Raw genomic sequence first — 11,592 nt, 5'->3', positions numbered from 1 at the left:
CTTGTCTGGCAAGCGTTTTCAAGCCAAGCTGGGCAAACACTTATCCCATAACTAAAAACCTTTAAAAGACTGTAGACAAAGTGAAAAAATACTTTGTCTACAGTCTGAAGCAAGAGCAGTGACTCTTGCTTTTCGTATTAAGTATGGTTACCGGCTTTTCACTAATAGCTCTACAGCCTCTTTTACCAGATCCTCTTTGGAAGTCGGATTGTTTTCATCCATATTTTGCATGCAGGAAATTAAATTTTCACTGACGATTACGCCGATCGTTCGGTCCATAGCGGAACGGGAGGCAGATAGCTGTGTAACGACTTCTTTGCAGTCCTTGCCTTCCTCGATCATTTTCAAAATCCCTTTAATTTGCCCTTCTATCCTTTTCAACCGATTCACGATTTTGGCATCGTATTGCATTTGAACCTCCCCTTTCACTTCTTCATCAATCATATGCCCCAAGAGGTATATGAGTCAAATGAACTGTTTAGATGATGAAATATGCCAATACAGACAGCATGACAGATGTGATGGTCATGGCAATTAACGGTTTCATTGCACGTTCGCGTAGGTCCTTCAAGCTTACATTTAAGCCAAGCCCAACCATCGCAGCTGTCAATAGCCATGTCGTTAACGTACTGACGCCATCCATGAATCCTTCTGTAACCGGAATGGAATGACCTAAGACGTAACTGCCTAAAAGGCTTAGTGCAATAAAACCGACCAAAAACCAAGGGAACTCAATTTTGCTTTGTTCTTCCTCCGCCCCTTTGCTTTTACGTTTCATGAAATAAATAAAAATAAAGCACAACGGCACTAATAAGAAGACTCTTCCCAGTTTCGCCAAAAGCGCAATCGCTAACGCATCTTCTCCTGCAGGTGCTGCCGCAATTGCAACATGCGCCAATTCATGTAGGCTAATGCCCGACCATATTCCGTATTCTGTCGGTAATAGCGGAACAATCGGCCGAAGAATTGTATAGCCGATTGCAAACACCGTCCCCATTAGCGCAATAATGCCAACGCCAATTGCAGTGTCTTCATCTTTCGCTTTGACTATAGGCGCTACCGCTGCAATCGCTGCTGCTCCGCATACGCCAGTCCCTACGCCAAGCAGCAATGAAATCATTCTATCTGCTTTCAGCCATTTTGCAATGAGAACAGTAACCGTGATAGCAAATGCAATGACGATCGCATCCCGCGCTAACAATCCAAGACCATCTTTAAATACGATATCAATATTCAGCTTCAATCCATATAATATAATCGCCAACCGAAGTAGTTTTTTCGATGAAAACGTTATCCCCTTACGAAGCACTTCGGGATAGCCAAAAAACTGCCGGTAAGCGACAGCAATAATAATTGCACTCGCCAACTGTCCGATATGATTGAAGCCAGGCAGTTTTGCCAATAAAAACCCTAATAATGCAATGAAAAATGTAAACCCTATTCCAGCTATCCATAATACGCTTGATTTTCTGTCATTCAACGGTGAACACCTCCTGCCATTAGAATAGTATCGTAATTGCTATAAGTAAAATAAATTATAATAATAGTAATGATAAGTAATCCCTTATGAATCAAGGAGGTCTTCAATTTGGATCAGCAATTGCAAATATTTATTACAGTTGCAGAAAAAGAAAGCTTTTCTCAGGCTGCAAAAGAACATCATATGACACAGCCGGCCGTTAGTCAGTATATTCGACAATTTGAGGACCAGTTCGGGACCAGGCTATTGGAACGATCAAATAAATATGTACGCTTAACAAAAGCCGGGGAAATTGTCTTTCATCATGGAAAAGAAATATTGGCTCTCTATGGGAAAATGCAAAATCTATGTGATGACCTACTGAACCAAGCATCCGGCACTCTGTCAATTGGTGCGAGTTACACTTTTGGAGAATACGTCCTTCCCCGTATTTTATCCAATTTGAAAAGAACATACCCTACTATTCTGCCCGCCGTTACAATTGGCAATACAAAAACAATCGCTGACTTAGTCGAAAGCCATCAATTGGACATCGGGATTGTAGAAGGACAATTTGAACAAGTAAAATTGATAACGGAGGAGTTAGCAGAAGACGAAATGGTTGTCGTTGCCCCTCCTAACCACCCGTTCGCTAAAAGAGCAATGCCTTTGAAAGCAAAAGAGTTAGAACAAGAAATGTGGATCAAACGGGAAACCGGTTCTGGAACACGTGAAGCGATGGAGCAATTTTTTGAGCGCTTTGACATTGCACCGAAGCAAACGATGAGCTTCAGCAGCACTCAGCCTATTAAGGAGTCCGTAGAGGCAGGGCTTGGCATTAGTTTATTGTCCACTTGGGCGATACAGAAAGAAGTACGAAATGGGGATTTATGTGTGTTATCAGTTGAAGGATTGCCCTTCCTCCGTAAGTTTTCCATTATTACAAGTACTCCTTTTCAAACAAAGGCTCTGGAGGTTTTCATTGATTTGCTACGAACGCGTGCTTTTCTTCGCCATTGATGGAGTAGCTGCAAGTAGCGCACGCATAGGAATAGTTTATCGATAGAGGGAGCCTGCTTCCTGTCCAAGCAGGCTCAATCCAAACTAACGGGAAATTGTAAGTTTATGTAACCGACTTTTTAGAGCTTCTTTCCACTCATTTGCTAATTCATCAACAGACAGTAGTCTTTCTATCCCTTCAATATCTTTTGGACGATGAAAATAAACTTCATTTCCAAAAAGAATGGACACTTCTTTCGGGTGCGCTTCCAATAAAGTAATGCGTGAATCATTTCGAACAATGCCTTCCTCTAAAACCCGGCATAAATAGCCCGTGAATCCCGTTTTCACCAGCATTTTTAAAAGGGCTGGCTCATTCGTTCTTTTTGTAATTGTGCTGCAAGGGATTCTGCCTTGGGTTACTTGGATAACCGCTTCCCCGACACGAAATATATCCCCAATACAAACGTCTTTTTCCAGCATATTTGTCACTGTCAAGTTTTCACCGAAAGTTGAAGGGGATAATGAATGTCCTAATTCCTTCTCCCAATGTAAATAATGTTCATAAGGATATACACATACCGCACGATCTAAACCGCCGTGATGCTTTAAATCCCCTACACCATCTCCTTGGAAACCTTCCCTTTTCAAATGGGCCTCTTCCGTAGATTGTTTGCGAATTCCTGTGAGGATTTCTTTACCATCTCCGTATACCATCTTTGTAGGCATTCCAGTTGATAATGTTTTAATTTCCATCGTTTCGCTACTTATCACTTCATATATACCTTCTTTCTTCAATTTAAAAGCCCTTCTATCCTAGGCATCATGTGAGAGACTATTTTTTTCTTTCTATTATTAATTATACAACAGACATTGTTTCATAGTGTTTCATTATTTTTAGGTTTTATTAAAGAACTCTGTCGATATAACACAGCTATCCGGTTTTAAAGAAGTTTTTATGGATGGGGATGGAACCACTATGAAGGAGTGACTTGGTTTATAGGGGGATTCCAATAATCACTAGTAGGACTGATTTCGACTGTCCTCTTTTTTCACGAGACCGATTTAACACTTTTATAGATTGAACGTATCACTATGAGAAAATGCTATTTTCCTATACAAAACGGCAAATTTCCACGTCATTATAACCAATTAAGCGTAGTGGGCTACTGCCTTTTTAAATTGTTCACTACAGCGAAATAAATGGCTTTTCCGAGTTTATTTTCGTTCCCCGCAACTTCGTTTTTTCCACGCAGGAAGGAATTTTGTACGTCCTTCTCGAATATTTTGGGAGGAAAGGAGTTGGGCGAAATGGCAAGAATCTTGTTGATGGCTGCGATAGCCGTAATGGGTATCATTTACATATTTTTCATCCCCGCGGATCCTGTCGTTTTCAAGATTGTTATGAAATTGATACCAATGGCGTTAATTATAGCGCTTGCTGCGACGACCTTGCCGCTTGTCTCGAAAAAGTATAAGCGCATCATTATAGCTGGGCTGTTCATTTGCATGATTGCAGACGGGGTTATTTATTGGTTTATGGCTGGGTTGGTAACGTTTTTCATCGGCCATCTTTTTTATATTTATGCGTTCAAACAAGCAATCCGTAAGAAAATCCCCATTTGGGTTGCGGCATTGTTGCTGTTGTACGGGGCAGCTATGGCAATTGTCATTGCAGGGTCGCAGTTTAAAATCGGGCATGTTTTATTGGGAGTCGCCATAATCGCTTATATCATTGTCATTTTGACGATGGGCTGGATGGCTATTCGAACAGGATTCCCTTTAGCCATTGCAGGGGCAGTGCTATTCATTTTTTCCGATTCAGTTCTTGCTATTGACCGTTTTGTTATAGATATACCTTATAGAGACGCATTCGTGATGGTCACTTATTACGCGGCGCAATTCCTCATCGCTTTAAGTATTGGAAGCCGAGTCGTTACGTATTCCGTGAAGCGAAGTAATCTGATAAGATGAAATCATCCAAAGTGATGAAATTAGGAGGAATCCAAATGAAAGAGAAATTAATTGATCGGTTAATTCGTTATGCAAAAATCGATACACAATCCGATGCGAGCAGCACATCCACCCCATCTACAGAAGGACAATGGGATTTACTGCACGTATTGCAAAAAGAACTATCAGACATCGGAATGGAAGAAATTACGTTAGATGAAAACGGTTATCTTTTCGCTTCATTGCCTGCTAATACCGATAAAGAGTTGCCGGTAATCGGCTTCTTGGCGCATGTCGACACAGCAACCGACTACACGGGCAAAAATGTCAATCCACAACGCATCGACAATTATGACGGCAAAGACATTCATTTAAACGAAAATACAGTGATGGCTGTCGAGACGTTCCCAGAATTAATAAATTACGTCGGCCATACATTGATTACAACAGACGGCACAACGCTTTTAGGGGCTGACAATAAAGCCGGAATCGCTGAAATTATGACGGCTATGGAATATTTGATTGCCCATCCTGAAATTAAACACGGCAAACTCCGTGTCGCTTTCACGCCTGACGAAGAAATCGGTCGTGGGCCGCATAAATTCGACGTAGAAGCATTCGGTGCAAAATATGCGTATACGATGGATGGCGGCCCAATCGGCGAGCTTCAATACGAGAGCTTTAACGCTGCAGGTGCAAAAGTAACTTTCACTGGGACGAATGTGCACCCAGGATCTGCAAAAGATAAAATGGTTAATTCCATTTTAATTGCGAATGAATTTCAAGCGGTCATGCCTGTAGATGAAATCCCACAGAAAACTGATGACTATGAAGGCTTTATTCACTTAATGGAAGTGAATGGTTCAATCGAAAAGACTGAGTTAGACTACATTATCCGTTACTTCGACCGCGAGCAATTTGAAGACCGCAAGCAGCTTATGGTCAACACAGCGGAGAAATTAAAAGAGAAATACGGAGAGCATGCTGTTTCTCTAAAAATTGAAGACCAATATTTCAACATGCGTGAAAAAATTGAGCCCGTTATGGAAATTGTCGATATTATTTCGGATGCATTCAAAATATTAAACATCGAGCCGAATATCGTCCCAGTTCGTGGTGGTACAGACGGATCGCAATTATCCTATATGGGCATGCCGACACCAAACATTTTCACTGGCGGTGAGAACTACCATGGAAAATATGAATACATCTCTGCAGATAATATGGTGAAGGCGACCGAAGTTATTATTGAAGCAGTCAAACTTTACGAAGAACGCGCATGAGGAAAAAGTAAGCAGCTCCTATCAATTGAACTGAATACAGTGCAGTTCTATGTAGCCGTTGAGAATGAACATGAATGGGGATACAAACTGTATATTGGAGAACAGAAGGAATGGGGGATGCTGCTATGAAAGCAATTTGGCTCGGAATTCTATCATCTTTGTTTTTTGCAGTCACTTTTGTGTTGAACCGTTCAATGGAGATGGACGGTGGCAGCTTCCTTTGGAGTGCATCTTTGCGCTACTTCTTCATGGTCCCCTTCTTGGTTGCCATCGTTGCAAAGCGTAAAGGTCTTCGGGAGATGACAGAGGCGATGGCCGCGTCTCCAGGTCCATTTTTTCTTTGGAGCTTCGTTGCATTCGTTCTTTTCTATGCGCCGCTGACTTTTTCCGCAGCATATAGTCCGGGTTGGTTGCTTGCTGGAACTTGGCAATTGACGATTGTTGCGGGGGTTTTATTGGCCCCGCTTTTTTTCGTTCGGACGCAGACGACTACTGGACAGCAATTCGTGCGGCAACGAATTCCAATCGCCTCCCTGTTCATTACGCTGATCATTTTCGCAGGGGTTGTCCTCATTCAAATCCCGAATGCGAGCAGCGTCGATAGAAGAACGCTTTTGCTTGGCATTTTACCTATTATAGTCGCAGCATTCGCCTATCCGTTAGGAAATCGTAAAATGATGGATTTGTTGCAAGGTAAGTTAGATACATTCCAGCGGGTACTCTCCATGACATTAATGACAATTCCTGTCTGGATCGGCTTTGCCGTCTATGCTCTGTTAACGGTAGGACCTCCTTCCATCGGGCAAGTCGCCCAATCATTGATTGTCGCCATTAGTTCGGGCGTTATTGCAACGACTCTATTCTTTATGGCGACCGATCTTGTGAAAAATGATCAAGGAAAGTTAGCAGCTGTGGAAGCAACACAATCGACCGAGCTCATCTTTGCGATGTTTGGTGAAATGCTAATTTTGCATATTGCCTTGCCAGGCCCGCTTTCCCTAATCGGAATCGGTGTTATTATTATTGGAATGGGGCTACACAGTTACCAGACGGCGATCGCAGGAAAAAAGAAATTCAAATTGGCAAACGAACAACAGACGTAAAGGAAACCAAGATTGGATAACTCAATATATACTACTACGTTACAAATAAATGATGAATCCCTATTATGCACTGGAAGCTTCCTATAATCAATTTGGGAAGCATTTCAAAAGTAAGCTGAAAAACGTTTTGAGGAAATTTAGGCGCAAGGAACACTTCTTATAATTATTTGGGACCATGAAACCGGGAGCTATCTATGAAGGACATGGTATGGTTACCTATTCTAATCGACCAAGACTGAAAACCTTTCTTGGTTTTTCAAAAAGCAGACTCATGGTGCTTCAATCCGCCTGACAAGCATCTACTATCGGAAGATCACTTTTTCAGAACAGAAGTATTACGTAAAAGGAGTATCTATATATGAATGTAAATGAATATTTACGGCGGATTGGCATAGACAAAGTTGAAGAGGCAAACGAAAAAACACTTGCTCATCTCCAATTGCAGCATATGCTTCATATTCCTTTTGAGAATTTGGATGTAATGCGTAATGTGCCGATTCCTTTAGATGTGACAACGTATTATGAAAAAGTTGTGTTGAATCATCGCGGAGGGTTTTGTTATGAGCTAAACGGGCTATTCAATTGGCTGCTTCATAACGTAGGCTTCACCAACCACCTGGTTGCAGGCACTGTTCGACGCCCCGATGGCGGTTGGGCAAAAGAAGGAAGCCATGCTGCCCAGATTGTCGAACTCGATCAGCCTTATTTAGTCGATGTCGGTTTTGGCGACTCCGCTCGGGTTCCAATTCCATTGACAGGCGAACTTCGGGAAGATGTGAGTGGTGTTTATCGTGCAGTTCAAGTGAATGATCATATTTTCGACTTGCAAAAAGCTGATGGTGATGCAAACTATATTACTTTGCTGCGCTTCGACATTACGCCTAAGGAATTGCCGGATTTCGAGGAGGTTTGCCGTTTTAATCAAACCTCTCCCGAATCTCATTTTACTCAAAAAGAGCTCGTTACAATTGCCACCCCAGATGGCCGAATTACATTATCCGACAATCAGTTAATTACTACACGTAACGGGGAGAAACAAAAGGCAACTGTCAGTGAAGATGAAAAGCCGGCGATTTTACAGCAATTTTTCGGTATACATCTAAAGTAACGAAAAGGATGCCATCCACAACATCGTTAGTTGGTGTATGGCATCCTAAAGTTATTTATTCATAAACCCCAATAATTTCAACTGCTTCTTCTGCAAGGGATGTATCGACAGCTTTGTCAAAATCGATCTCTCCAACAATTGCCCCGTTCGCTTTATAGGTTTCAAATTGCTTTTTAATATCATCGACAAACATCTTTCCATTTGGATCAAGACCGGTAACATACACTTTATCCCATAATGCAGGGTCTTTTAAAGCAGTATGCTGCACCATAATATCTACGATTTCTTCTCGATTGATATCTTTGAAGAACGCGTCATTGTAATCATGCAGACCTTTAAGATATGCCGCCATAAAACGGATGGACAGCTCTTCGTCCGCCATAAATTTCGGGGAAGCTAGCACCATCGCAATTTGAGAGTTTGGCATATAATCGGTCGTGTCGCCGAAGCGGACGTGGATTCCTTGGTCAACACCTTGCGCAATGAGCGGTTCGATATTCAGTGCCGCATCAATCGTACCGGAGTTAATGGCACCTAACATCGCTCCAAAATCTGCGATGTGCACGTACTCAACATCTTCCTCTGTTAATCCCGCATGCTTCAGCATTTCTTCAAAAATATAGCCGTCAATGGAATTTCTAGAAGATACTGCAATCTTCTTTCCGCGAAAATCCGGATAATCTTTAATCGTATCTACCATATGATTACCGATGACAAATGTGAAATACGATTTGCCAGGTACATTATGTCCTTTATCCGCAATGATTCGTACGTCGATTCCTTGCGCAATTGCATTAAAAAACGAAGCTGTCGAGACGCCTCCCGCAATATCAACTTCCCCTGCGGCAAGGGCCGGCAACATGTCGTCACTATTCGCAAAATCCGCAAATTCTACTTCTATATTGTATGCATCAAAATATCCTTTTTCCTTGGCAATGTAAAAACCTGCCCCCGAAGCAGCCCCATCTTCTGCAATCAGTATTTTTGCCCGTTTTTCTAAAGGCGGCAAATCTCCTGAAGAAGGTGTGTCTACAACCGTATCGGAAGGCTGATCGACCGGCTTCTCCTTTTCCGGCTCTGTTTCCTTTTTACTGCATGCAGCTGCCAATAACAAGACAGACAACAGCATGAGCATCCACCCATACAACAACCCTTTTCTCACCGATTCTCCCCTTTTCAAGCCTGATCCCTCCTTGACCGTTGTACCTCATCTTGCAAATGCGTCCATATGTCAACAAACTGTGCCGCCATGACTGGGTTCTTGCGGATATCTTCAATCGTTCGCGGACGTGGCATGTCAATCCGGACCTGCTTGATAATCTTCCCGGGCTGTGCGCTCATAAGTAAGATGCGATCGCTTAATAGCAACGCTTCATCAATGCTATGAGTAATGAACAGTACCGTCTTTTTCGTTTCAGACCAAATCGATAATAGCTCTTCTTGCAAAATAAATTTATTTTGTTCATCCAAAGCAGCAAACGGCTCATCCATCAATAGAATTTCCGGATCATTTGCGAAGGCACGAGCGATGCTAACCCGTTGCTTCATACCACCGGATAATTCTTTCGGATATAGCTTAGCAAAACGGTCAAGCCCCGTTTTCTTTATATAATAGTCCGTCCGTTCTTGGATGATTTCCTTCGGCAAGCCTCTCATCTTTAATCCGAAGGCGACGTTTTCCTCTACTGTTAACCATGGAATGACTCCTCTTTCTTGAAACACCATCGACTGTAGAGGACGGTTTTCATTTTCTGAACGGATCGTGAATTCCCCGACACTCGGCTGTTCCAAACCTGCCAAAATTCGAAGCAACGTCGTTTTCCCGCAACCACTCGGACCAACGAGGCAGACAAATTCTCCGTCTTCGATCGTCAATGAAATATCGTCAAGCGCTGTCACACTATCCTGCTTTTTGTAGAAAGCCTTCGTCAAATGTTGAATGTCAATTTTCGCACCTTTCTTCATCCACTCACCTCCAAGGCAGCAATTTTTTCTGTAATCCACGCAGCAACAAGGAGAAGAGATAGCCGAAAAACGATATGAGAATCAACCCGACAAACATCTCTTTCAGCAAAAATGCCTTGTACGAAGTCCATATCAAATATCCGATGCCTGAAGTCGCTCCCATCATTTCTGCAGCAACAATCGTCAGCAGTGCAATCGCCTGACCCATTTGAATGCCTTCCAACATGACCGGAAGTGCACCGGGCAATGCAATCTTAAAGAAAAATTGCATCTTCCCCGCTCCATAATTATTCGCTACGTCCAAATAGATCCTGTCGATATTCAACACACCCGCAGCCGTATTAATGGCAACTGGAAAAAAAACGCTTCCTGCAATCGTCACTACCTTCGACAGATCGCCAATACCGAATAAAATGATGATAATTGGCAACAACGCAAGCGTCGGAATCGGCATAAGCGCCATGACAATCGGCTGAACGAAATGCCGTATCGGTGAATAAAGCCCCATCAGCAAACCGATGATCACACCAGGTATGACACCTGCTAAAAACCCGACAAATATTCTATAAAGGGACACCCCAATATGATTTGCCATCGCACCGCTTGCAATCATATCGAAAAATGTACCGATAATTGCAGTGGGCGGCGGAAAAAAACGAATATCAAAGATTCCAGTACGCGACAGCACTTCCCAAACCATCAACAGAAAGATCGGAGAAATAATCGTCAGTAACTGCTTATAGCGTTCCTTCTTCTGCTTTTGCTTCCACTCTCTCTGCTCGATCTCAAATGGATCAGTCACATAGTCTTTTTTCAACGGCCACCACCTCTTCATCTAAATAGTATGTATCCGCCTAAAGGTATGGTTGGGCAAACGTATCGATCATCATGTTTTTCCCCCGGATTTTGTTGAAAAATGTGCGGCGTGGTTTCCAGAATAATTTGGGGTGCTATACCACTTTGAAGGTGAAATGTGAGGTAGATGCAATGCACGTGGGTAAAGTATCACAATGTAGACGCTACGCAACACAAGGGTAGATGTGCAACACAATGTAAAAGCTCTGTATCACAACATAGACGGGGCGCAACATAACATAGCATAATTACAGTCTTCCTTCCCCAAAATAAAAAACACCCTAATGACTGTATAAAGCCAATTAGGGCATAGCAACAACATCTATACTTTTAACGCCATGCACTCATGCCGCCTCTTACATTGATCACTCGTTCAAATCCGGCTTTCTTTAAAGTCTTGGCGGCTTGTGCGCTTCGCATGCCGCTTTGGCAGATGACGAAGGTTTCTTTGCTTTTATCCAACTTTGATAAGTGGGCATTTAGGGCATTCAGTGGAATATTGCTAAACTCTTTTATATGACCGCCCTTGTATTCTGCAGATGTTCTGACATCTATAAATTGACTATTTTTGTCTGAGAGGCGCTTCTTTAATTCAGCTACAGTTATTGTTTTTACACCTTTTGCTGGCATCATTCGGTAGGCGATAAATGCAATGATGAGTAATATGATAATCCATTTCATAAAAATCCCCCCTTTAATCCTCTGTAAATATACCATGCAGGGTATAAACGAACAATGTTTTTGCCTACAAAAAAAGGTTCTAAATCAAATGTTGGGGTGATGTGATTTGCACGTCACCCTTTTACTTAGGTACCGCTGAGTAATGTTGATTTGCGCTACAGGGCGGACGCTTTCCGCCGGCATGGC

At 42.5% G+C, this 11,592-nt stretch carries 12 protein-coding genes; 5 read left to right on the top strand and 7 right to left on the bottom strand.

All coding sequences use genetic code 11. The annotated features are described in order from the left end of the window. Positions 1 to 147: 147 nt before the first annotated feature. On the bottom strand, positions 148 to 411 hold the full coding sequence (locus WFH04_RS17265) for a metal-sensitive transcriptional regulator (RefSeq protein ID WP_336825418.1): 264 nt from the start codon (positions 409 to 411) through the stop codon (positions 148 to 150). A gap of 67 nt (positions 412 to 478) precedes the next feature. Then, a complete protein-coding gene (locus tag WFH04_RS17260) occupies positions 479 to 1,480 on the bottom strand; it encodes a YeiH family protein (RefSeq protein WP_336825416.1) in 1,002 nt (333 codons plus the stop codon). A gap of 108 nt (positions 1,481 to 1,588) precedes the next feature. Between WFH04_RS17260 and WFH04_RS17255 the strand changes: the two genes are divergently transcribed. Continuing rightward, positions 1,589 to 2,479, top strand: coding sequence for a LysR family transcriptional regulator (locus WFH04_RS17255; RefSeq protein ID WP_336825414.1), 891 nt, complete (start codon positions 1,589 to 1,591; stop codon positions 2,477 to 2,479). 84 nt (positions 2,480 to 2,563) lie between these two features. Here WFH04_RS17255 and WFH04_RS17250 read toward each other — a convergent pair whose 3' ends face one another. Then, positions 2,564 to 3,214 (bottom strand): MOSC domain-containing protein, encoded by a 651-nt coding sequence (locus tag WFH04_RS17250; protein ID WP_336825422.1) that lies wholly within the window; start codon positions 3,212 to 3,214, stop codon positions 2,564 to 2,566. Between the two features lie 555 nt (positions 3,215 to 3,769). On the opposite strand from WFH04_RS17250, the gene WFH04_RS17245 reads away from it, so the two are divergent. The 4 genes from WFH04_RS17245 to WFH04_RS17230 all read left to right on the top strand — a co-directional run bounded on the left by WFH04_RS17245 (position 3,770) and on the right by WFH04_RS17230 (position 7,905). Next, on the top strand, positions 3,770 to 4,432 hold the full coding sequence (locus WFH04_RS17245) for a lysoplasmalogenase (RefSeq protein ID WP_336825412.1): 663 nt from the start codon (positions 3,770 to 3,772) through the stop codon (positions 4,430 to 4,432). Positions 4,433 to 4,467: 35 nt separating this feature from the next. Further along, a complete protein-coding gene (pepT, locus tag WFH04_RS17240; protein ID WP_336825409.1) occupies positions 4,468 to 5,694 on the top strand; it encodes a peptidase T in 1,227 nt (408 codons plus the stop codon). A gap of 125 nt (positions 5,695 to 5,819) precedes the next feature. Further along, complete coding sequence (locus tag WFH04_RS17235) at positions 5,820 to 6,797, top strand: DMT family transporter (RefSeq protein WP_336825407.1); 978 nt, start codon at positions 5,820 to 5,822, stop codon at positions 6,795 to 6,797. A 358-nt stretch (positions 6,798 to 7,155) separates the two neighbouring features. Then, complete coding sequence (locus tag WFH04_RS17230; RefSeq protein WP_336825405.1) at positions 7,156 to 7,905, top strand: arylamine N-acetyltransferase family protein; 750 nt, start codon at positions 7,156 to 7,158, stop codon at positions 7,903 to 7,905. 55 nt (positions 7,906 to 7,960) lie between these two features. Here the strand turns inward: WFH04_RS17230 and WFH04_RS17225 are convergent, their stop codons facing one another. The 4 genes from WFH04_RS17225 to WFH04_RS17210 all read right to left on the bottom strand — a co-directional run bounded on the left by WFH04_RS17225 (position 7,961) and on the right by WFH04_RS17210 (position 11,406). After that, entirely contained in the window at positions 7,961 to 9,040 is a 1,080-nt protein-coding gene (locus tag WFH04_RS17225) for an ABC transporter substrate-binding protein (RefSeq protein WP_336825420.1), read from the bottom strand. Between the two features lie 41 nt (positions 9,041 to 9,081). After that, positions 9,082 to 9,870, bottom strand: a complete 789-nt coding sequence (locus WFH04_RS17220; RefSeq protein WP_336825403.1) for an ABC transporter ATP-binding protein — start codon at positions 9,868 to 9,870, stop codon at positions 9,082 to 9,084. A 4-nt stretch (positions 9,871 to 9,874) separates the two neighbouring features. Further along, on the bottom strand, positions 9,875 to 10,687 hold the full coding sequence (locus WFH04_RS17215) for an ABC transporter permease (protein WP_381480041.1): 813 nt from the start codon (positions 10,685 to 10,687) through the stop codon (positions 9,875 to 9,877). 368 nt (positions 10,688 to 11,055) lie between these two features. Then, positions 11,056 to 11,406 (bottom strand): rhodanese-like domain-containing protein, encoded by a 351-nt coding sequence (locus WFH04_RS17210; protein WP_336825399.1) that lies wholly within the window; start codon positions 11,404 to 11,406, stop codon positions 11,056 to 11,058. Positions 11,407 to 11,592: the final 186 nt, after the last annotated feature.

Origin of the sequence: Sporosarcina sp. USHLN248, assembly GCF_037144575.1 — a bacterium.
In the GTDB taxonomy this organism is placed as follows: Bacteria; Bacillota; Bacilli; order Bacillales_A; family Planococcaceae; genus Sporosarcina; species Sporosarcina contaminans.
Note: the sequence above shows the minus strand (reverse complement) of the source record. Positions and strands in the feature narration are given on the sequence as shown.

What these genes read in the sequence shown, in the direction of transcription:
- WFH04_RS17265 (WP_336825418.1), bottom strand. Translation starts at nt 411, where the DNA reads ATGCAATACGATGCCAAAATCGTGAATCGGTTGAAAAGGATAGAAGGG.
- WFH04_RS17250 (WP_336825422.1), bottom strand. Translation starts at nt 3,214, where the DNA reads ATGGAAATTAAAACATTATCAACTGGAATGCCTACAAAGATGGTATAC.
- WFH04_RS17245 (WP_336825412.1), top strand. Translation starts at nt 3,770, where the DNA reads ATGGCAAGAATCTTGTTGATGGCTGCGATAGCCGTAATGGGTATCATT.
- pepT (WP_336825409.1), top strand. Translation starts at nt 4,468, where the DNA reads ATGAAAGAGAAATTAATTGATCGGTTAATTCGTTATGCAAAAATCGAT.
- WFH04_RS17235 (WP_336825407.1), top strand. Translation starts at nt 5,820, where the DNA reads ATGAAAGCAATTTGGCTCGGAATTCTATCATCTTTGTTTTTTGCAGTC.
- WFH04_RS17230 (WP_336825405.1), top strand. Translation starts at nt 7,156, where the DNA reads ATGAATGTAAATGAATATTTACGGCGGATTGGCATAGACAAAGTTGAA.
- WFH04_RS17225 (WP_336825420.1), bottom strand. Translation starts at nt 9,040, where the DNA reads ATGCTCATGCTGTTGTCTGTCTTGTTATTGGCAGCTGCATGCAGTAAA.
- WFH04_RS17220 (WP_336825403.1), bottom strand. Translation starts at nt 9,870, where the DNA reads ATGAAGAAAGGTGCGAAAATTGACATTCAACATTTGACGAAGGCTTTC.
- WFH04_RS17210 (WP_336825399.1), bottom strand. Translation starts at nt 11,406, where the DNA reads ATGAAATGGATTATCATATTACTCATCATTGCATTTATCGCCTACCGA.